The sequence below is a fragment of the Cohnella candidum genome, from assembly GCF_003713065.1.
GTDB classification, from domain to species: Bacteria; Bacillota; Bacilli; order Paenibacillales; family Paenibacillaceae; genus Cohnella; species Cohnella candidum.
This window is the reverse complement of sequence record NZ_CP033433.1, coordinates 1,172,412-1,192,864: the sequence shown is the minus strand read 5'-3', so window position 1 is coordinate 1,192,864 and position 20,453 is coordinate 1,172,412. Positions and strand designations below refer to the sequence as shown.

General features: G+C 60.9%; 24 protein-coding genes. 4 read left to right on the top strand and 20 right to left on the bottom strand.

The features are described from left to right. Position 1: 1 nt before the first annotated feature. The 12 genes from EAV92_RS05560 to eutL all read right to left on the bottom strand — a co-directional run bounded on the left by EAV92_RS05560 (position 2) and on the right by eutL (position 9,419). A complete protein-coding gene (locus tag EAV92_RS05560; RefSeq protein WP_123040144.1) occupies positions 2-1,504 on the bottom strand; it encodes an ethanolamine ammonia-lyase reactivating factor EutA in 1,503 nt (500 codons plus the stop codon). Continuing rightward, positions 1,477-2,082 carry an ANTAR domain-containing response regulator gene (locus tag EAV92_RS05555; RefSeq protein WP_123040143.1) on the bottom strand — a complete coding sequence of 202 codons (606 nt, stop codon included), beginning with the start codon at positions 2,080-2,082 and terminating at the stop codon, positions 1,477-1,479. Before EAV92_RS05555 ends, EAV92_RS05560 begins: the two co-directional genes overlap by 28 nt. Continuing rightward, the gene (locus EAV92_RS05550; protein ID WP_123040142.1) at positions 2,079-3,530 is read right to left on the bottom strand and encodes a sensor histidine kinase; all 1,452 of its coding nucleotides are present in this window, start codon (positions 3,528-3,530) and stop codon (positions 2,079-2,081) included. The genes EAV92_RS05555 and EAV92_RS05550 overlap by 4 nt, the downstream gene beginning before the upstream one ends. Positions 3,531-3,625: 95 nt before the next feature. Continuing rightward, positions 3,626-4,066, bottom strand: coding sequence for a EutP/PduV family microcompartment system protein (locus tag EAV92_RS05545; protein WP_123040141.1), 441 nt, complete (start codon positions 4,064-4,066; stop codon positions 3,626-3,628). A gap of 4 nt (positions 4,067-4,070) precedes the next feature. Next, entirely contained in the window at positions 4,071-4,409 is a 339-nt protein-coding gene (eutS, locus tag EAV92_RS05540) for an ethanolamine utilization microcompartment protein EutS (protein ID WP_123040140.1), read from the bottom strand. 25 nt (positions 4,410-4,434) lie between these two features. Beyond that, positions 4,435-4,713 carry a EutN/CcmL family microcompartment protein gene (locus EAV92_RS05535; RefSeq protein ID WP_123040139.1) on the bottom strand — a complete coding sequence of 93 codons (279 nt, stop codon included), beginning with the start codon at positions 4,711-4,713 and terminating at the stop codon, positions 4,435-4,437. A gap of 6 nt (positions 4,714-4,719) precedes the next feature. Continuing rightward, positions 4,720-5,553 carry a hypothetical protein gene (locus EAV92_RS05530; RefSeq protein WP_123040138.1) on the bottom strand — a complete coding sequence of 278 codons (834 nt, stop codon included), beginning with the start codon at positions 5,551-5,553 and terminating at the stop codon, positions 4,720-4,722. After that, positions 5,554-6,348, bottom strand: coding sequence for a phosphate propanoyltransferase (gene pduL, locus EAV92_RS05525; RefSeq protein ID WP_123040137.1), 795 nt, complete (start codon positions 6,346-6,348; stop codon positions 5,554-5,556). An 8-nt stretch (positions 6,349-6,356) separates the two neighbouring features. Next, on the bottom strand, positions 6,357-6,644 hold the full coding sequence (gene eutM / locus EAV92_RS05520) for an ethanolamine utilization microcompartment protein EutM (protein ID WP_123040136.1): 288 nt from the start codon (positions 6,642-6,644) through the stop codon (positions 6,357-6,359). Between the two features lie 66 nt (positions 6,645-6,710). Continuing rightward, the gene (locus tag EAV92_RS05515; RefSeq protein ID WP_123040135.1) at positions 6,711-8,210 is read right to left on the bottom strand and encodes an acetaldehyde dehydrogenase (acetylating); all 1,500 of its coding nucleotides are present in this window, start codon (positions 8,208-8,210) and stop codon (positions 6,711-6,713) included. Between the two features lie 18 nt (positions 8,211-8,228). Next, complete coding sequence (locus EAV92_RS25015) at positions 8,229-8,741, bottom strand: BMC domain-containing protein (protein WP_206424284.1); 513 nt, start codon at positions 8,739-8,741, stop codon at positions 8,229-8,231. Between the two features lie 27 nt (positions 8,742-8,768). After that, entirely contained in the window at positions 8,769-9,419 is a 651-nt protein-coding gene (gene eutL / locus EAV92_RS05505) for an ethanolamine utilization microcompartment protein EutL (protein ID WP_123040134.1), read from the bottom strand. Positions 9,420-9,767: 348 nt separating this feature from the next. Here eutL and EAV92_RS05500 point away from each other — a divergent pair, with 348 nt between their 5' ends. Continuing rightward, positions 9,768-11,081 carry an MFS transporter gene (locus EAV92_RS05500; protein ID WP_123040133.1) on the top strand — a complete coding sequence of 438 codons (1,314 nt, stop codon included), beginning with the start codon at positions 9,768-9,770 and terminating at the stop codon, positions 11,079-11,081. A gap of 14 nt (positions 11,082-11,095) precedes the next feature. Next, the gene (locus EAV92_RS05495) at positions 11,096-12,001 is read left to right on the top strand and encodes a polysaccharide deacetylase family protein (RefSeq protein WP_123040132.1); all 906 of its coding nucleotides are present in this window, start codon (positions 11,096-11,098) and stop codon (positions 11,999-12,001) included. 44 nt (positions 12,002-12,045) lie between these two features. On the opposite strand, the gene EAV92_RS05490 is transcribed toward EAV92_RS05495, so the two are convergent. The 5 genes from EAV92_RS05490 to EAV92_RS05470 are packed head-to-tail and all read right to left on the bottom strand — an operon-like array spanning position 12,046 to position 14,516. Further along, the gene (locus EAV92_RS05490; protein WP_123040131.1) at positions 12,046-12,618 is read right to left on the bottom strand and encodes a GNAT family N-acetyltransferase; all 573 of its coding nucleotides are present in this window, start codon (positions 12,616-12,618) and stop codon (positions 12,046-12,048) included. A gap of 30 nt (positions 12,619-12,648) precedes the next feature. After that, entirely contained in the window at positions 12,649-13,050 is a 402-nt protein-coding gene (locus EAV92_RS05485; protein ID WP_123040130.1) for a hypothetical protein, read from the bottom strand. An 18-nt stretch (positions 13,051-13,068) separates the two neighbouring features. Further along, positions 13,069-13,491 (bottom strand): metallothiol transferase FosB, encoded by a 423-nt coding sequence (gene fosB / locus EAV92_RS05480; protein WP_123040129.1) that lies wholly within the window; start codon positions 13,489-13,491, stop codon positions 13,069-13,071. A gap of 27 nt (positions 13,492-13,518) precedes the next feature. Then, a complete protein-coding gene (locus EAV92_RS05475) occupies positions 13,519-14,136 on the bottom strand; it encodes an NUDIX hydrolase (protein ID WP_123043587.1) in 618 nt (205 codons plus the stop codon). 23 nt (positions 14,137-14,159) lie between these two features. Further along, on the bottom strand, positions 14,160-14,516 hold the full coding sequence (locus tag EAV92_RS05470) for a hypothetical protein (RefSeq protein ID WP_123040128.1): 357 nt from the start codon (positions 14,514-14,516) through the stop codon (positions 14,160-14,162). 154 nt (positions 14,517-14,670) lie between these two features. Between EAV92_RS05470 and EAV92_RS05465 the strand changes: the two genes are divergently transcribed. Further along, positions 14,671-15,897 carry an MFS transporter gene (locus EAV92_RS05465; RefSeq protein ID WP_123040127.1) on the top strand — a complete coding sequence of 409 codons (1,227 nt, stop codon included), beginning with the start codon at positions 14,671-14,673 and terminating at the stop codon, positions 15,895-15,897. Here the strand turns inward: EAV92_RS05465 and EAV92_RS05460 are convergent. Both EAV92_RS05460 and EAV92_RS05455 read right to left on the bottom strand, forming a co-directional pair. Beyond that, positions 15,868-17,568 (bottom strand): ATP-binding cassette domain-containing protein, encoded by a 1,701-nt coding sequence (locus EAV92_RS05460; RefSeq protein WP_123040126.1) that lies wholly within the window; start codon positions 17,566-17,568, stop codon positions 15,868-15,870. The genes EAV92_RS05465 and EAV92_RS05460 overlap by 30 nt on opposite strands. Next, positions 17,537-18,406 carry an ATP-binding cassette domain-containing protein gene (locus EAV92_RS05455; protein ID WP_123040125.1) on the bottom strand — a complete coding sequence of 290 codons (870 nt, stop codon included), beginning with the start codon at positions 18,404-18,406 and terminating at the stop codon, positions 17,537-17,539. The genes EAV92_RS05460 and EAV92_RS05455 overlap by 32 nt, the downstream gene beginning before the upstream one ends. Positions 18,407-18,508: 102 nt before the next feature. Here EAV92_RS05455 and EAV92_RS05450 point away from each other — a divergent pair, with 102 nt between their 5' ends. Then, positions 18,509-19,144 carry a biotin transporter BioY gene (locus tag EAV92_RS05450; RefSeq protein WP_123040124.1) on the top strand — a complete coding sequence of 212 codons (636 nt, stop codon included), beginning with the start codon at positions 18,509-18,511 and terminating at the stop codon, positions 19,142-19,144. 43 nt (positions 19,145-19,187) lie between these two features. Here EAV92_RS05450 and EAV92_RS05445 read toward each other — a convergent pair whose 3' ends face one another. Beyond that, positions 19,188-20,351 carry an iron-containing alcohol dehydrogenase gene (locus EAV92_RS05445; protein WP_123040123.1) on the bottom strand — a complete coding sequence of 388 codons (1,164 nt, stop codon included), beginning with the start codon at positions 20,349-20,351 and terminating at the stop codon, positions 19,188-19,190. Between the last annotated feature and the right edge of the window lie 102 nt (positions 20,352-20,453).

The window sequence follows — 20,453 nt, the reverse complement described above, 5'->3', positions numbered from 1 at the left end:
TTCACTTGTTGAATGCCAGCGTCTTCACGACGACCGGAACCATAACGCCCGAGATCGGTTCGCCCAGATCGACGTAATCCCCGAGCTCGACTTGCACCTGATCGATGCAGACCACTTTCGGCGAACTTCCGAACCGGCGTTCCAGCGATTGTCCCAGCGCTTTGGCGATATCGTTTTCGCAGATCGCGGCGAACACCCGGCTGTCCGGGAAATAAGCGCGGAAACCCTCAACCAAGCCGTCAGCCACGCGCTGAACCTCCGTATATCCCGCGCTTCCTAAGCCGGACAAGGCGAGCACGAACGGCGGCGAGTTTTCCCGGCCGAACAGGTTCGCGCCTTGGCTCATGATCTGCCTAAGCGAGTCGGACAACGCTTCGGGCTGCCAAAGCAGCGCCGGCGTCAGCTCCGCCTTCAGCACGGGCAGATTGCGGAGCGGGAGCAGCGAGGCGTCCAGATGGACCGTCGCGCCGCTGATTTCGGTCGTCTGCATCCCGGCGCCGATGACCGTCGCCCGGACGGTCTGTTCCGGCCGTCCGAATCGGATGGCCGAATACCGTAGCGCCTGCTCCTTCAAGGCGTGGGCGAGCAACGGCCCGACATCGCCATGTGCCGCCGTCTCGGCCAAGCTCATCGGCTTCCTTGCATCCATTAATTCCCCGACGCCGCCCGAGAATGTCCATTCCTCGATCGCAGGCATCGGCACCAACGGGTCACCGAGCAGCAGCGCGGACAGCGAAGCTCCGTCCGCCCCGGCGTAACCCGCCAAGTAATCGAGCATATCCCGGCTCATCGCCTCGCAGATTTCATGAAGCAGCGCAAAATCCGCTTTATGCCCGGCCTCCAACCGGAAACCGCAAGCTTGCAGCCATGGCCTGAGCGATGGGGATACCGCCTCCACCGTTCCGTCGCGGCCCACCTGGATCAACCGGCCGCCGACATGGAACGTAACGGTGCCGATCGGCCGGCCCCTCAAGAACACTGCCGCGTTCGCGGTGCCTCCTCCGACGTCGATGTTCGCGACGGCGCCCCGCGTCTGCTTGGAACGCTCTTCCGCGCCGGCCCCCTTGCCGGCCAGAAGCCCTTCCAAATCGGCGCCCGCCGTCGCCACCACGAAATCGCCGGAACGTTCCGCGAGCAGGTGCAAGATGTGCCGCGCATTCTTCTTGTTGGCCGTCTCGCCGGTAATGATGACGGCGCCGGATTTCAAATCCCGCGGCGTAATCCCGGCCGACGCGTACTCCCGCTCCAACAGCTGCCAGATCCGTTCGGCGTCGACTTCGTCGGTGCTCTTTAACGGCGTACTGTAAATCGGACTTTCGTAAGAGAGCAGCCGCTCCGCGATGCCGTAGCGCGGGAGGCTGAGCGCGCTCGAGGTGCGAACGAGCTTGAGCCGGCTCACGATCATCTTGGTCGTGCTCGTCCCGATATCGATGCCGACGCTCGTAATCCAGCGCTCCTCGTCCCCTCCCGAATTCGTCACGCGTTTTTCTTTTGGCTGAACCATGGCTTCACACCGTCCGACAGAATACGCTGCGCCAGCTGGGGCATCTGGATCCGCTCCGCCATACTGACTTCCCGGAGCTTGCAGTACGCCTCGTCCTCGCTCAGCGCGAGTTCTTTCATGAGCGTACCTTTGGCTTTTTCCACCAGCTTGCGATCGTCGATGGAACGCTTCAGCGCTTCGAGATCTTTTTTGAGCGACGCCATCTTCTCCCGCTGGCTGAGCGCGATTTCCACGGCCGGGATGAGATCCTCTTCGGACACCGGCTTCACGAGATATGCCGAAACGCCCGCTTCCCTCGCCTCCTGCACGAGCTCCTTCTGGCTGTAAGCCGTCAGAAGCAGGATGGACGTGTCGCGTTCCTGCAGCCGGCGGATGATCTGAGTCGCTTTGATCCCGTTCATTTTCGGCATCTTCACGTCCATGATCACGAGATCGGGCTTGAGGTTGGCGACCAGTTCGACCGCTTCCTCCCCGTTCTTCGCCTCGCCGGCCACGTGGTAGCCTTCTTCTTCGAGCATTTCACGGATGTCCAACCGGATAATCGGGTCGTCATCCACCACGACGATCGACGCACTCATGGAAGACTCTCCTCCCTCGGCAAAACTTTGGCGATCGGAAACGCAATCAGAACGCTCGTGCCTTCCGCATCCGACGTGATGCTTAAATATCCTCCCAGGTTCTCCTGAACGAGCGTCTCCGCGATTCGAAGCCCCAAGCTGTTTTTGCGCTCGCTCCCGCCGTCCAAGTCCATCCCGACGCCGTTATCCGATACCCGCAAACTCGCCATGGAATTGCTGCGGCCGATCGCGATCACGATTTCACCCGTCTCCCGTTCCCCGAACGCATGCATGACGCAGTTCTGAATGAGCTCGTTCGCGACCAGGGCCAAAGTCGTCGCCATGTCGGACGGAAGCTCCAGCATCGTGCCGACAATGTTCGCGCGGATCGCCTGGTCCGGCTTGGTCATGGATGAAATCACGTTTTTCGCGATCCGGTCGACGACGTCGTGAAACGGAATCGTCTCCACGCCCTCGTACGCCAGCATTTCATGGATGACCGCGATGCTGTTGATGCGGTTGATGCTGTCCCGGTAAACCCTCTCCACTTCCGGCAGTTTCGTTCTGCGCATCTGTAGGCGAAGCAGGCTGGACACGGTTTGCAGGTTGTTTTTGACCCGGTGGTGGATTTCCTTGATGACGGCCGATTGGATGACGAGCCGCTTATCCTTCTCGACCAGATCCGTAATGTCGCGGATCAGCATGAGCCCTCCGACGGCCCGCTGATCCCGGTAGATCGACACCGCCTTCAGAACGAAAGCCGCGCCGCCGAACTGGATTTCCTGCTCCAGGACGCTTTGGCGGTCGAGCACCCGGTCGCGCTCCAGTTTGCCGTAAAATAATTCCGTCAGGCCGGCTCCTTCCAGCGAACCCGTGTGCCCGATTTTCCGAAGCATCGCCGCCGCCCGCGGATTCGTGTACGTGACCCGTTCCGACTCGTCGAATAAAACGATGCCCTCATGCATGAGCGACTGCATGCTGCCTTCCGACATCGCGACCGTCATCAGCGTTTCGCTGAGCTGCTCCGTCGTCTCCATCAGCCGCTCCACGTTGCGCTCCTGCTCCACTTTCTCGCTGATGTCCTGCTCCATGATGAGCGCGCCGATCAGCTTGCCTTGCGGCGACCGGATCGGTACCACATTTTGCTGGATGGCGATCTGTTCCTGCGAAATCCCGCGCGAACCGACGACGGGCTGCCCCGACACCAGCGTGAACAAAACGGCCGGCTCGTTGCGCGCATAAGCCAATTGCCCGACGACTGTCGTCTTGTACAGTGACGGAAACGTAGACGGCTGCGCTTGTGCGACGACCAAGGCGGCACGCGGATCCGCGGTCGGACAATCGATGAACACGTCCGATTGGGACACGTCGGCGATCAGTTGCAGGCTGCGCGCCAAATCTTCGATGCTCCGGGCTTCCACTTCAGACAAAACCGTTTGCGAGAGGCACATTTCCGTAATCGATGCCATGGCCATCCTCCCATGGTTGTCTTACCTTCGATTGTATTGTCCCATAGGCGGCGCCATGCATGAAAGCCCTTACATGACATTTGCTTACAATTGTGCTAATTGACTAGAGTACGAAGCTTCACCAGCAATTCCTCAATGCCCGTGCCGTTCTCCGAGGACGTCGGAAAAATGTCGGCTTCCGGCAGCGATTGCCGAAGCAGCGAAACCGCCCGTTGCACGTTCGCCTGGGGATGGTCGATCTTTGTCACCGCACCCAAGGCCGGAATCGGAAACCCGCCCGCGAACCCGGGAGGAAAATAGTTGCGATCGCGGGTCGAGTCCTGAACCATCAGTACGGCTGCGGCTTCATGCGACGTGGCCATAAGCGAGCGGTAGTACAGCGGGTTCTCACTGTATTCGCCCGGCGTGTCGATGATCCAGTCGCGGTAGACGAGGCTTTGCGTTTTCACGGCCTTCTTCCCGTCGCCGAACAGCGCTTGCACCAAGCTCGATTTGCCCGTTCCGACGGCGCCGATGATCATGATTTTCTTCTTCATGCCGTTAAGACCTCGTAAGAGGTGCCGTCGAGAACTTCAGCTTCTCTTCCAGAAACGTGTTCACCGCTTCGAGTGCCATTTCGACGGCCGACACTTCGCCGACGATGACGAGGGAGCCGGTAAACCGGTCCAAATACCCGATGTCCACGCTGGCCGCCTTCGTCGCGATATCCGCGGCGATGATGGCCGTCTCCGTCGGCGTGAGCGTCAGGATGCCGATGGCGTTCGCCTGCTCGATGCCCAGCTTCGTGTACAAAACGGGGTCGGGGTTCGCGATCACGTGCGCGAGCGTCAGCTGTTTGCCGGGCACGTATTCCTGGATCACCCTTTGCTTCTGCTCCATTCCGCGCCCTCCTTCCCGAAACCCGTCATTCGGGCTCGATGCCGATTTCGTAGCTGTCGACGATGCCGACGATCATCGCGTCCACCGGCACTTGCTTGCCGCTGAACAGGATGCGGGCGGGACTGCCGCGGGAAACGATGACCTTCTCGCCGACGCCCGCGCCGATGCGGTCCGCCGCGATGACCGTCTGGCCCGATTCCCGTTCTCGTAAATCCAGCGGCTGCACGATCATCAGCTTCAGGTTGTCCATGCCTTCTTCCTTCTGGGTGGCCCATACGCTGCCGATGACTTTGCCCAGGAACATCGTTAATCACCCCTCGTCCGCGTAGTGGACGGCTATGCGTTTTTCTTTCAGCAAATCCTTGGCGAGCGGCGATACGAGCGTACCCGGTCCGATCGTCAGCCGGGTGAAGGCGGGATCCTTCAGCCGCTGCTTAACCCAATCCGCAGAAACGAGCCGGCCTTCGAAGCGGTCGGCAGCGCCCGCGGTGCGGGCAGCCTTCGCGGTTGCGTTGCCTTCTTCCGCTGCCGCCGAAGCGTCCCGTCTGCCCCAGAGCCCCACCGCGATCTCAGCCAGCTCGGCTCGAAGGCCGAACTGGGCGCCGTACATCGTAAGCTCCTGTTTGTAATAGTCGAACAGGTTCTGGTACGGCTTAGGCAGCGTCAGCGTCTTCAAAGTCCGCCGGTCGGCCCTTTTGAGGCCGGGTCCGTCCGCGCCGATGAGCACCGGCTTACCCGTGACCAAAGCCGAGAAAATGACGTCCGACAGCACCGTTCCGCGGATGCCGAGCGTCGCCCGTCCCATGTTATCCAGATCGATCTCCGGGATGACGATGCCGGCATATTCGAGCGGGACTTCCAGCGGCGCAGGCGCGAACTCGTCAACCGCGATCACCTTACCCGGTCCGCCGCTTTCGATGCGGTGCTTGCCGAGCCAAGCCGACGTTTCCCCGTCCAGGAACATCAGGTCATGGCCGACTCCCCCGTTGTGCAAAGTGATCCAATGATCCGAGTAGGCTTCGTGCGCCGTGCCGTCCCCGAACACGTACAACACTTTCGTTTTGGGCCGCCGTTCCGCTTCCGCCTGCTGCAGCGAGCCGACGATTTCGCGGACGATCGACTCTACCAGCTCTTTCATTTCCATCTATGGCTGCCCCCTTAAGGCACCCCGGATTTCCCCGTTCCGCCCGACCAGGCGGACCGCGTCCCCCGTTTTCAAAGACGCCGCATTCGCTTCGTCCGTATCGAGGTGAAGATCGAGAGAATAGTTCGGATGCACGCGGACGATAACGCCCGCGAACAGGACTTTCCGTTCCCCGAGGGATTGCACGATCAGGCTGTCGCCATTCTGAACTCCGTACTTTTGCGCATCTTCGGGAGACATGTGCACGTGGTTCCGGGCGACGATAAGGCCCTCCTGCATGACGATAACGCCTTTCTCACCCGCCACCGTGACGCCCGGCGTGCCCGCGATGTCGCCGGACAGCCGGACAGGCGGGTGAATGCCGAGAGCGAAGCCGTCCGTCCGCGAGATTTCCGCTTGCGAGGCGCCGCGGGCCGGGCCGAGCACGCGCACGCCGGTCAGCATGCCTTTCGGCCCGATCAGCGTGACGGTTTCCCGCGCGGCGAACTGCCCTTTCTGCGACAGCTCCTTCATCGGCGTGAGCCGGTATCCCGGCCCGAATAGGGCTTCCACATGCTCCGGGGAGAGATGGATGTGCCGGTTGGACACGCCAACGGGAATGTCCGCCGGCAAGACCTGCACGGAATCCCCGGCCGGGCTGGACTCGCCACTCGCCAACCGCAGCAAGGAAATTCCCCGGCTTTTCAGGAAGTCGGCCGCCGCCGGCGTCAGCCGGTCATCCGCCGCGAGCGGAAACGGATCCGGGAGACCGCCGGCCAGGCGGGCGCGCAGACTCGTCTCCGTAATCAGCGCCATAGGGCGGATCAGCCTTCAAGCTTCGGAAGGATGAATTCGATGTCCCCGTGCGGGCGCGGGATGACGTGGACGGAGACAAGCTCTCCCACTTTCTCCGCCGCTGCCGCGCCCGCGTCGGTTGCGGCCTTCACGGCTCCGACGTCGCCGCGGACCATGACCGTCACCAAACCGCCGCCAACGTGTACCTTGCCGATCAGCTTCACGTTCGCCGCCTTCACCATGGCGTCCGCCGCCTCGATCGATCCGACCAAACCTTTCGTTTCCACCATGCCCAGTGCCGCGAGTTCTCCTGCCATTTGCGTTATCCTCCTCGTGGGTGCGGGATCGTCTCTAAACGCCCGCTTCCTTGGTTATTTAACCATTTATTTGACCTGCATTTCGGAAAGCACGCTCTGCACGATTTTCAGCACTTCTTCCCTCGTGATTCCGAGTTTCCCTTGGCCTTGCAGCGCCTGTACCGCTCGGTCTGCCGCCGTCTGCACGGCGGGGGCGTTCTCCGCATCCGGCGTCTCCATCTCCTTCAACCCGAAAGCGACCCGTTTGATGTTCAGCAAATGCTGAGGCCCGATGTTGTCCGAGGTGATGTTGTTGCCGAACGATCCGCAGCCGAGCGTCATCGAAGGCTGAATGCCGGTCGTGGCGCCGATACCGCCGAACGTCGTGCCGGCGTTGACGATAATCCGGGATGCCGGCTTCTCCAGCCCGAAAGCCTCGATGATCGGCATCTCCTCGCAGTGGATCCCGAGCGTATGCCCGAGCCCGCCGAGCTCCAGCAGGTCGATGCAGCGCCGGCAGCCTTCCTGCCAATCATTCACCGTGTACAAGGCGAGCAACGGACTCAATTTTTCTACCGACCACGGATGGTTCAAGCCGACTTCCGACTCTTCCGCGATCAGCACTCTGGCGTCCGCCGGAACGGAAATGCCCGCCATGCCGGCGATGACCTGGGGGGATTTGCCGACGATGCGCGGATTGAGCCCCTTGCCGATCATGATGACCGACGCGACCTTGCGCTCTTCTTCCTCGTTCAGGAACCAAGCGCCCTGCCTTTTCAGTTCGTCGACCAGCCGAACCTTCACCGCTTGATCGACGACGATCGCCTGCTCGGACGCGCAGATCGTTCCCCAATCGAACGTTTTGCTCTGCAGGATTTGGCGGACCGCTCTCGGCAAATCCGCGCTTCGATGCACGTACACCGGCACATTGCCGGGTCCGACGCCGTAGGCGGGTTTGCCCGAGCCGTATGCCGCTTTCACCATTGCCGTGCCGCCGGTGGCGAGAATGACGTCGGTCAGCTTGTGTTTCATGAGCTCGTTACTCGCCTCGATCGAGGGCTGCGACAGGCAGTGGATCAGGCCCGGCGGCGCTCCTGCTTTCTCCGCCGCTTGCCGCATCACCCTCGCCGTTTCCTGGCAGCACCGGAGAGCGGCCGGATGCGGGCTGATGACGATGGCGTTGCGGGCTTTGAGCGCGATCATGCATTTGAAAATGACGGTCGACGTCGGATTCGTGGAAGGAATGATGGCGGCAACGATGCCGACCGGCTGGGCCACTTCCCATACCCGGCGGCTTTCGTCGCGTCGAATGATGCCGACCGTCGGCATGTCTTTGATCGCGCCATAGACGTCCCGCGCCACGAACAGGTTCTTCGCCTTCTTGTCGGCAGGCTTGCCGTACCCCGTTTCCTCCGTCGCCAGCGCGCCGAGCCGCTCCGCCTCCGCTTCCGCCGCGTCTGCCATCGCCTTTACGATGTCGTCGATCTGCCGCTGCGTCATGCGTTCCAGCTGTTTCTGCGCCGCTTTCGCTTCATGGAGGAAATCGCGAACCTCCTGAATCGCCTGCAGATCGGTATCCAGCTTCATGGGGTTCCGTCACCTCCTTCACTCGTCCTTCTGCAGCAGCAGGCGAATCAGCACCGCTTTGCCGGCCGTGCTGATCTGTCTGCCGGACAGCGGGAAGCCTGGCTTGGCACGGGCCATTCTGCGCAGTTCCTGTACCGACAAGGTATCCAGATCCGGCGATTGCTGCTGCGGCCCGGTGTCCGGTTGTTCGGCGGCAGACGCCTCCGTTGCCGTCCCCGCTGCCGGCACAGCCGACGGCTCCTTCTTCGAAGGAGGCCGGAGCATTGCCGCGATTTCGGCGTCGGGCCGTGGAATCACGTGCGCCGAAATCAGCTTCCCTACCTTGCGGGCCGCGGCCTCGCCGGCTTCCACCGCCGCTTTGACCGATGCCACGTCTCCCCACACATACACCGTGACGAGACCGGCGTCGGCTTTCTCGTAAGCGGTCACCTTCACGTCCGCCGTCTTCGCGGCCGCATCGGCCGCCGCGATCAGGGCGGGAACGCCCCATGTCTCAATCATGCCTAACGCGGATGGATAGGCGCTTTCCATTCGTCACACCCGCTTTCCCGTTTGGCGTTATTTCCTCGGCTCGGCCGCTACGCTTCTCACCGCCGCGGCAAAGGCTTCAGCCGCCGCCGTACAGGCGGATTGACTCCCTGTCAGCAAGCCGCCGGCGAAGTTCGTCTCGGTAGGCGGGCCGTAAAATTGGCACAGCCTGACGTCGGCCGCTTTCAATGCCGCATCCAACCCGAACACCGCTTCGAGAGGAGGCGCGATAAGATAGGCGAGCGGCTCCCCTTCGCGGATGCCGGCCACGGTGGATAAATAAGATCCGGTCCGCGACACGACGTGCGCGTAGTACGCATGCGTGGCTTCCTCGTTCAACGCGAAGAAGCAGGCGCCATGCTCCATCAGTTCGATGGCTGCTTCCAGCCCGCTTCGCACCTCCGCCGGCGTCTCACCCCCGAGAATGCCGATAAACTCGCCCGACAGGGGACCGGAGGCATGGGCCGAACCGGCGTAAAACGATTTCGCGTACACGACCTCGACCGCCGCTTTCTTGGTCGCTTCGTCGATCGCCGTATATCCGACGTCGTCGATGCTGGAAGTCAACAATCCCAAGCTTCGGATGCCCGGCTTCAATTTCAATTGCCGCGCCAGCCCCGCGTCCACGTTCGGAATGACGCGGACCGCGAGCGGAACGGCGCGGATCGGCGTAAGGCTCACTCCCTTCACCTCGCTGACGGATTGGACCCGAAAAGCAAAAAGACGCCCAGGTTCAACAAGCGGATTTCTCCGCTTCTCTCACCAAAGGCGCCATTGCCTTCAAGTCTATGATTTTTTGAGGTCCTTCTTCCCCTAATTTAACCGATGGGACTCGCATTTGCAAGCGCTGTCATTTAGTATCCTTTCTAAAATATATATACACGGCAGCGACGACCTCGAACAAAGATTTTTAAGAATAACTTTAACCGATACCTCGGCTTGAATAGCAGGAAAAAGATGGAATTTCGTCGAATAGGTATCCGGTAGCGCCGTATGCCGCATTTCATTAGAAGCGTGGAGGGTCATTCGATGAACAAGAAGTGGATCAACTCGTCATTCGCTTACGGACTGGGCATGTTCGCCATGATGATCCCCAGCCAGGCATTCACCAGCTTCTACAGCTATTACTACGTGGAGAAGTTGGGTCTCAGCCTCGGCTTGATTGCGCTCGCCAGGCTGATCTACGCCATCTGGGACGCGGTGAACAATCCGATGATGGGCTACTTCTCCGACCGGACACGAACGCGTTTCGGCCGCCGCCGGCCTTGGATCGCCGCCGCGATTCCTCTCTTCGTGCTGACCTTCGTCATGATTTTCTCGCCGCCCTCGGGACTGGAAGACCAAGGGCTCTTCTGGTGGCTTCTCGTCGGGCTCATACTGTTTGAAGGCGTCGCCACGATTCTGTGGGTGAACTACGGCGCCATTTTCCCGGAAATCTTCCGGGGCGACCGCCTGCGGGCCAAAGCATCCGCCGTTCAGCAAGGCTATCAGATCTTGGCGATCCTCATTGCCACCGTGCTGACCCCAATCGTGTACAAGGCTATCGGATTCTCGCAAATGTCCATCCTTTACGGCGTAGCGTTCGCAATGTTCATGCTGCTGTGCATATTAGGAGTACGAGAAGACGAAGAAGCGTCGAAAGAACAGCCGCTTCCGTTCCTGAAGGCGTTCAAGGAAACGCTGAGCAACCGCGATTTTTGGGTATTCAATTTCGCCAACTCATTCGCGCAGACGGTGAACGGCATGCTGAGCGCCGCCATTCCGTTTTATGCCAAATACGTGCTCCACATTCCGGAATCGCAGGTTTCCATCCTCATGGCTTCCGTTTTCGTATCGGTCATCCCCCTCGTCGGCGTTTGGTATCTCATCGTCCGCAAACTCGGCGGCCTGAAGGGCTGGCGCCTTTCCCTGCTTGCCTACGGACTTTCCGTCATTCCGCTCTGGTTCGGCACCGATCTGTACAGCGGTATCGCGGCCGGCGTGCTCGTCGGGTTCGGGCTTTCCGGCTTCCTCGTCAGCCCCGCCGTGCTGAGCGGGCAAATCATCGATCGCGACGCCGAGAGAACCGGACGCCGCCGCGAAGGCATCTACACGGCCGTTGCCGGCTTCATCACCCGTTCGAGCGGCCTGATCTCCGCGCTTGCGTTCTGGTTCGTCGGCCAAGTATTCGGGTACGTCAGCGGTGACGAGCCGGGGCCGGATCCGAAATCGACTTTCCTGTACCTGATTTGCGTCATTCCGCTGATTCTGCTGGCGATCTCTTACATCATTTCGTTGTTCGTGAAAGGCTACGGCCGCCCCGAAGAGCCGGGCATTTCGACATCGGGAAAACTCGAGGCGTAACGGAGGCATCGTTCATGAAGCTGCTCATCTTGAACTGCGACGATTTCGGCCAAAGCCCGGCGATCAACCAAGCGGTCATGCATCTGCTGGAAGAGAGGAAGGTTTCCTCCGCCACCATCATGACGCCTGCGCCCGGCTATGAAGAAGCCGCGGCGTGGGCGCGCAATAACAAACACGCCTCTATCGGACTTCATCTCACCTTCACGAGCGAATTCAGCGCGCTGCGCTGGCCGAGCTTGACCGGGCATCCGTCCTTGCAGGACGCCACCGGCAACATGCCGATGACGGTCAAGGAGTTCGAAATCCGGTCGGACGCCGCGGCCGTCAAGGTGGAGATTCTGGCTCAGTTCGATAAAGCCCGCAAATCCGGTCTGACCCTGACCCATGCCGATAACCATATGGGAAGCCTGTACGGCTTGGAGACCGGGCGCAGCTATTTGCCGTCCGCCCTGTGGCAGTGCTCGCGCAGGGGTCTCCCCTTCCGGCTTTTCCGCTATGTGGATCCAAACGACCGTTTTCTGGCTTCCATTCCGAACGTGCAGAAAACGGTGGACAAGGTCGTCGCCCTGGCGGATACGCTTGGCGTCGGCGTGCCCGACTACCTGCTGAGCCATCCTTTCCACGTGGAAGACGGGGAGACGTACGACTCGTTCAAGCAATCGCTGATCGACAAGCTGTACCGGCTGCCCGAAGGCGTCGTGGAAACGTACATCCACCCTGGCGTCGAAGACCCCTGGATGCTCGAAAACATCCCTCATTGGCGCAAAAGGGTTTGGGAGTACAAGCTCATGCTGGACCCGGATTTCGGCGACGCCATGAGGGATGCCGGGGTGACGCTGACCGACTACCGTTACGTGAAAGAAAACTTAAGGAGGCCCAGACTCCGGTCCGCGGCCTCCCTGCTGAGATCTCTCCTATAATCGAATCGGATAACCTGCCGGATCGGAAACTCGGTCCGGCTTTTCTATTGCGCCGCTTCTCTTTCCTCCGCAGACTTTTGCTGCTCCCATTCGTCCTTGAGGATGCTCATTTGAATGACGTCCCAGTAACGGCCGTCCCGGAAAAGCCGTTTGCGAAGGCGCCCTTCCTCCACGAAGCCGCAGCTCAAGTAGCACCGGAACGCTCTCTGGTTAAACTCGTAAACGTCGAGATGCAGCCGGTTCAAGTTCAACGTGTCGAAAACGAATTGCTGCAGCAGCCCGATCGCTTCCCTGCCGTAGCCTTGGCCGTGATATTCCTTTCTGCCGATGACGATGCCGAGCGAAGCCGCCCGGTTTCTCCAGTCGATCGCGTTCAAGTCGATCTGCCCGATGTACTCCAGCGTATCGCGAAGGCTGATGATGAAGCCCTTTCTGTCGGTCTTCCCATCCACCATCGCGTTCAGAAACGATTCCGTTTCCGTGTCGGTTTGCGGATATAAAAAGTTGTCGTACAGCGTGCCCGTGACCTCGTGATCGTTCACCCATTCGCGCATATAGGACAAATCTTCGTACCGGTACTCCCTCAGCGTAATGCGTTCGCCGTGCAGATGGCCCATTCGCTTCGCTCCCCTCGCCGATCCCGCGGTTTACCGATGCCACACGCTCTCGATTTTTTCGCGTTTGTAATCATATACGTACAGAAGCTTCGAGTCGTTCTCCGTCAGCGTCAATTTGCTGTAATACTCGGTTTTGCTTCCCGGTTGGGCGGCCGTCAGATCTTCGCTGAACCCGTGAATGACGATATACGGCACGTCACGATTCAACTCGTCGATCTTGAATTCCCCGCGGGACAGCGTTTCCGATTGATAGACGCCCACCGTCTCGACATTGTCCTTCAAATCCAGCGTGTACGTTTCCCCATTCTCCTCGTATTTCCACGTTCCCATAAAACGCTGCAAGAATTGGTCATCCGATTCGTGCGACGTGCGGCAGCCGGCCGCGAGCAACAAAACAACCGCGAGTACGATTCCCGTCAACGCGCGTTTCATGACGCCGGCACCCCCGTTTCACTCCGGATAGAATTCCATGTGGTCTTTTTCCGCGCGATAGTAATCCAGACGGTCCTGCAGGCTTCCGGTATGGAACTCGAACAGATGTCCGTCCGGGTCGCGGAAATAGACGGAACGCTTGTCCCGCTCGTCGCGAGCACGCCCCGGCAAATTCTCCGCCCCCGCCTTTTCCAGACGATCCCGAAGCGAGTCGAAATCCTCCTCCGACACGGTAAACGCGATATGGGTATAGCTGCCGTTCGTACGGCTTCGGTCGATGTCTTCCTGGTTCAGCGCGATCCATAAGCCGTTCAAGTCGAAATACGCCAGCTTGCGGCCTTTCACGAGAAGCTTCGCTCCGAACGCTTCCCGGTAGAACGCGATCGAACGGTCCAAATCCGCTACCGAAAAACAAAAATGATTCAGTCCCTGCACTTGCATCTCCCCGTCATCTCCTGTTGCGCATATTCAGTCCAGCAAGGTTTCCGCGTTTCCGGATCGGACGGCTTCGAACAGCCAGCGGATTTGCCGCTCCGTGTTCCGTTCCGTGGACAGCTCGGGCAGCTCGTCTTCCCCGAAAAAATCCACCTGCAGCGTCTCCATGCCCGATTCGGCCTTGCCGCCTGCGATCTCGCACAAAATGAACATTTTATACACGTGCCAGGGGGAAGGAGGATGATCGTGGCATTTTTTGTCCAGCACCCCGAGCAGCCGCACGGGCGTTACGTCGAACCCGGCTTCCTCTTTCACTTCCTTCGTGACGACCTCTTTCGGCGTCAGGCCGATGTCGGCCCACCCGCTGGGCAGCGCCCATGCGCCGTCGATCCGCTCGCGCACGAGCAGGATTTTGCCGTCCCGGAACACGACTCCCCGTACGTCAACCTTAGGTGTGGCATAGCCGGTTTCCCCGGCGAACAGTTCCGCGATCTTCTCGGTTTCCACTTCCGTATACTCATGCAGGATATTGACGCTGAGCTCCCTCAGCATCTGGAACCGTTCCAAATCGTAGGGGTCCTTCGAATATTCCAGTCCCGCCTGGCTGATTGCCTGAATCTGTTTCGCCCACTCCAGCCATTTCAAAGGCATGTTCTCCACTCCCCGTTCGCTCGTCACAACTTATCCGTGAATTTGCGGATCCATTCTTCCTCGCCAAGGGAACGCCATTCTTCCGCGCGGACGATCGTTTCATGCTCCAGCTTGTCCAGGTCGTGACGGCCTAATAGCGTCATGCGAAGCGTCCGGACGATGGCGCTTCCCTTGCGGTAGGAACGCAGGATGAACTTCTGCGCTCTGCCGTCCCAAGTAAGACGGACATGGCCGGAGGGACGGCTGAATATCGTATATCTCGTACCCTCTGCATGAGCGATGAAATCCTGCTTGGTGATCGCGTAACCCCGGGCTTGCAGCCGGGCGCCGACTTCTCTCTCTATTAACTCAAACGTACGCTGGGGATCAAACGCGTCCATCGTACCCTCTCTCCTTCATGCGGGGATATCTTCCATCTTATCAAAAATATACGGGAACCGGAAAAGAAGAAACGGCCCTCTGCGTCTCTATGGTGACGGATCGGGCCGTGAGGTATATAGTAGGGGAAGCGAATTTTCCGGGAGGAACGGAAGGATGTCTCAGCTTGGAACTTCAACCGAAAATGACCGGACCCGCCTGGTTCTTCTCAGCGCGGCGACTTTACTCTATTGGGCGTGCATGTATGTATACGTGCCGATCTTGACGCCATACCTGGAATATCGCGGCATTTCCGTCGGCATGATCGGCTTCGTGCTGGGCAGTTACGGCCTGACGCAAATCGCCGTGCGCCTTCCGCTCGGCCTCTACTCGGACGCCATGTCGAGAAGGAAGCCTTTCCTGATCGCCGGCATGCTCGCCGGCGCGGTGAGCTGCGCGCTCTTCCTGCTGCCCGGTACGTGGGGCGGTCCGCTGGCCGCACGGTTGATCGCCGGCCTCTGCGCATCGGCCTGGGTGCCTTTCTCCGTGCTGTACGCCTCTTGCTTTCCAAGCAGCCGCACCGGTCAGGCGATGGGCACCTTGCAGTTTCTGACGGTATCGGGCCAACTGGCCGGCATGCTCGGCAGCGGCTGGCTGACCGATTGGGGCGGGTACGACGCCGCGTTCAAGACCGGTATCGCGGTCGCCGTTCTAGGCATACTTGTCGTGCTGTGCATTCGCGAGCCGGCGGCGGCAGGCCCGGTTTCGGCGAAGGTGACGACCGAGGAAAAACCGGCCGTTTCCCGCGTGTTCCGATCGGCCGCATTATGGAAAGTGTCTTCCCTCTCGCTCATGGCGCACGGCATCCTGTTCATTACGATGTTCGGCTTCACGCCGCTGCAAGCGGTGAAAATGGGGGCCGGCGAAGCCGGGCTGACCGGCATCGTCGCCGCTTTCATGGTCCCCCACGCGCTCGTCTCCCTGATTGCCGGGCGTTACTTAGCTCCCAAGCTCGGAAATCGCCGCATGATCATCGCCGGCTTCCTGCTCGCGGGAGCGTTCACCGCGGCCATTCCTTTAACCCATACGCTGGGCTGGCTGGCCGTCACCCAAGCGTTCAACGGCGCGGCACAAGCGCTGTACTTCCCGCTCCTGCTCGGCATGGCCATTCAGGATTTTCCCCCGTCGCTGCGCGCGTCGGCCATGGGATTGTACCAATCGGTCTATTCGGTCGGCATGTTCCTCGGCCCCTATCTGGCCGGCGGTTTAAACGCGCTCGGCGGCCTCGAAGCGGGCTTCCTGTTCGGCGGCGCCTTAGGCTTGGGCGCTTCCATACTCGCGGCATTCTATTTCCGACGCCGAAGCCTGGTCGCTTCAGCCGGCGAACCACAGCAAGCCCGCTAAAATCGCCGCGCACGTCGCCAAAGCGGTATCCTTCGCCCGCCATTTCAGGCGGGAGCTCCGCGTCGGCTGAACGTCGCCGCGCACGCCTCGGCTTTCGAGGGCGACCGCTACCTCGTCGGCCAGCCGGAACAACGCGAGCAGCAGCGGCAGCGTAACTCCCCGCAGCCGGCGGAACCAAATTCCCGGCGAGCGGCCGGTCTCCTTGCCCCTGGCGAGGAAGATCCGGCCGAACCGTTCCCACTCCGCGAGGAGCACGGGAACGAACCGTACGGTGAGCGTTACGGTCAGCACGATCCGCTGCCAGAACGCGGGAACGCGGTCCTTCCGCGTCGCGAGCTGCTCCAGCGCCCTTCGCAGCGACAGCGGCGTCATGACGAGCGGCACCCCGAGCCCGATGAGCAGGACGGTCAGCGTCCGGGCGAACGGAAACATCGTCCCCGCGAATACCTCGAAATCCCATCCGACAAGCCCGCTTCCCGGCGGGTTGAAATCCAACGCCGCCCATGCGGCGAGCAGGGTTCCGAAAACGATGAATCCGGCGATGATGCCTCTCCAGCGCAGCAATGGAATCCTCGCGGCCGCGAGGATCACACAGACGACCGCCAGACCGGCGGCCAGCCCTCCCCACGACGACAACGAAAACAATCCGACCGACAACAGCACGTAGCCGAACCAGATCGCGCGGGGATCGAACCCGGTCAGCGGGCTCGTACGCGCTTCTTCTTTGCGGCGCTTAGGCATTCCCAGCTGAGCGAGTGCTCCGGCCCGATGCTCCGGAAGCTCCCGTGCGACTGCCGCCTGCGATTCCGGGCGGCACAATGCTTCAGCGGCCTCAGCCGGATGCCAACCGCTTGCCCCATCGATGCCCAAGCCCGCTTGCCATGCCCGCCTGAGAACGCGCATCCACGCCGGCACCTGCATGCCGGCGCGTTCCAAGCGTTCCGGTTCGGCAACCAGCTGCTCCGGACGGCAATCCGACATGCCGCCGTCCGGGTGGATCAGCAGCACCCGATCAGCCAGTGGCAGCGCCCAATCGGCATCATGGGACACGAGCAGAATCCCTCTTCCGTCCCGTTTCAGCCGTTCCAGATGTTCCCCTAATACACGATGTCCGTCCCGATCCAACCCGGCCGTCGGCTCATCGAGCAGCAGCCAAGGCGCCGGAGTGGCGAACAATGCCGCGAGCGATGCCCGGCGCCTTTCTCCGCCGCTCATCCGAAACGGGTCTCTCGTAAGCCAGCTTTCGTCCCAGCCGACCGCGGCCAGGGCGCCGGCGGCCGCATCGCCCGTAGAGGATTTGCGGGATCCGGCGGATTTCTTATAAGGCCGAAGAGAGTAATCGATCTCCTCTTGTACGGAGCGCAGGAAAAGCCCCTGCTCCGGCGATTGTCCGGCATAACCGAAGAGCAGCAGCGCTTTCGGATTCAATTTCGGGCGGCCCGTGACGGACGACCGAATCCAAAGCGGCTCCGCGCCATAGCGAAACGCCAGCCCTTCGGGCTCGCGCAAACCGGCCGCCTTCTCGAGAAACACCGTTTTGCCGGCGCCGTTTGCCCCCATGACAAGCGTCAACGTGCCGGGCTCGAGCGTCAGCTTGGAGGTCCCTTCTAACGTTAATGCGATTCCCCGGAATCCCCCGTCAATCGGCGATTCCCGTTCCGTTTCCGCCACTTCCCCACACCTCTTGCCATTCTTGATCGCTCAGCGGAAGAGGATCGGCCAGCCGTCCTCTTTTTTTCAATTCCAAAGCCAAAGACGCCAGATAAGGCAACCGCAGCCCGCAGGCTTCGCAAGGGGAAAGCCGTTCCCCGTTACCATAGAAAAACGCGCGTCCGTCTCCGTCATAGAGAATCCGTCCCCCGTCCATGGCGACGACGCGCTCTTCCGGGCCGAGCTCATCGAGCCGCTGCGTCACCCAGACGACCGCCGTCCCCGCGCGCTGCATCTCCTTGGCGAGTTGCTTCACCCGCATCCGGTTGGCGTCGTCGAGCATCGACGTGGCCTCATCGAATACGATGAGCGGCGAAGCGACGCTGGCTGCGGCCGCCACGGCGGCGAGCTGCTTCTGCCCGCCGGACAACCCTTCCCATCTTGTATCCGCATATTCCGTTAACCCGACCGCGGCAAGCGACCGCTCCGTCGCCGAGGGCATCCGTTCCGGCGGCACCTCGCGCCATTCCAGCGCGAAAGCGACCTCTTCGCGAGGGGTCTCCCCGAACAACTGCGCCTCCGGCCGCTGGAGCACCATTGGGGATGCCGTATCCCCCGCGAAGCCGCGTTCGAACGTGCCGCCGCTTCCTTCCACATGGAGTCCGGCCAGCAGCCTCGCCAAAGTCGACTTCCCGCTTCCGTTGACGCCGGCCATGTTCACCCATTCACCGGCATTTACCGTGAGCTCGATCTCTTCCAGCAGCGGGACCGTTTCCCCGTCATCCAGGGCGGCATATACCGAAACGCCGCTGAACCGAAGCGGATGCTCCGAAACGGCGACATAGGCTGATTGTGCCATTTTTCCGAAAACCCTCTTCCCAAATCCGGTTTCCCCATGCTACAATCCGAAATGTTAACCAGTTCGTTACGACAAGGTTAACATTTGAAAGGAGATTTGACAATGACCAAACCAGAATCCGCAACACCCTCTACGGCCCGCTCCCGCTCTTCCGCGGCGGACGCCAGCCGGTGGATCCGGGGCATCGTGTTCGTCGCCCTGTTCGCCGCCTTGTTCATCGGAGCCAGCTTCGTCAAATCCGCTCCCGGAGCGGCGGTTCCTTACTCCCTTCAGACTTTCGCCGTCATGCTGGCCGGCGGATTGCTCGGCGCCGTCTACGGCTTCTGGAGCATCTTCCTCGTCGTCGTTCTGACCGCCGTCGGCCTTCCGCTCATGAACGGCCCCGGAGGCTTCGCCCAAGTGTTCGGCCCGACCGGCGGTTTCATCTGGATGTTCCCGGTGTCCGCCTTCCTGATCGGATGGGCCAGCGACCGCGTGTTCGCGGGACGGAAAAAGCTGAACCCGACGAGATTCGCCGTTCTTCTGCTCGCCTTGCTCGCCTTCGGCGTGCTCCTCGTTTACGTCACCGGCGTGCCATGGCTCGCACACGTCTCCGCCAAGCTCGATTTCGCGGGCGCCGTACAAGCGGGCATGGTGCCGTTCCTGCCGGCGGATGCCGCCAAAGCGGTCGTCGCCGCCTTCGTCATCGCCGCGATCCGGCCTTCGGTGCCGGCCGTCAGACCTGCCAAAAAACGCTGAACCCTAACGCAAAGGGGCCGACTTCGGCCCCTTTCGCGTTCTTTTATAGCGCTTTGCGGTAAATCCCCGCGATATCCTCCAGCGTCAGCTGGACATAACGGCCGATCGTTCCGAAGATCGTGGCCTTCCCCGCCATCGTCACCAGCTTCGAGTCGTCGATACCGTAATCCCCCAGCCTCGTCGGTGCGCCGATGGAGCGCCAGAATTCCCGCAGCTCTTCGATGCCTTCACGTCCGACCTCGAGCGTGCTTTTCCCGTCCGGCTCCACGCCGAAGACGTTCACGGCCATTTGGGCGAAACGCTCCGGATGCCGTTCCACCGCCAAGTCCATCCAATGCGGGAACAGGATCGCAAGCCCTCCCCCGTGCGGGATGTCGTATACGGCGGATACCGCGTGCTCCATGTCGTGGTTCGCCCAGTCCCCCGTTACGCCCATCGAGAGAACGCCGTTCAACGCCATCGTTCCGCAATACAGAATCGTTTCGCGCAGCTCGACGTTTTCCAGGTCCTGCACCAGCTCCGGCGCGGTCCGAATGATCGCCCGAAGCACGGATTCGCAGAAGCCGTCCTGCACCGGCGTCATCGCGTCGTGGTGGAAGTACTGCTCGAACACGTGCGACATCATGTCGACGATGCCGTACACCGTCTGGTCCTTGGGCACCGAAGCGGTGTAGGCGGGATCCAAAATCGAAAAACGCGGATACGTATGGATGCTGCCCCAGCCGAGCTTCTCCTGCGTTTCCTCGTTCGTGATGACCGAGCCGCCGTTCATTTCCGAGCCGGTCGCGGCGAGCGTCAGCACCGTGCCGAGCGGCAGCGCTCCCTGCGGGGAACGCTTATGGCTGACGACGTCCCAGAAATCGCCGTCGAACACGGCTGCCGCGGCGATCGCTTTGGCGCAGTCGATGACGCTGCCGCCGCCGACGGCCAGCACCCATTGCAGGTTGTTATCCCGGCACAGCTGGGCTCCCTTGCGGACCGTCGAGATTCGCGGGTTCGGATCGACGCCGGACAATTCAATGACTTCCGTGCCGGCATCGCGAAGCGCCTTCATGACATCCTCATACACGCCGTTACGCTTGATGCTTCCTCCGCCATATAGCATCAGCACGCGATCGCCGAGTTTTTTGGCTTCGTTGGTCAATTGCTTGATTTGATCCCGGCCGAAGATCAGCTTCGTCGGGTTTTCGAACACGAACGGTTTCATGCGAACACTCCTTTATCCCTCATCATCCGTCTTGCGCGCGGGCATTCTGGTTTCCCGTATCCTATCATGCCAATAAAACGCCGCGCAAATCATCGCAACCCG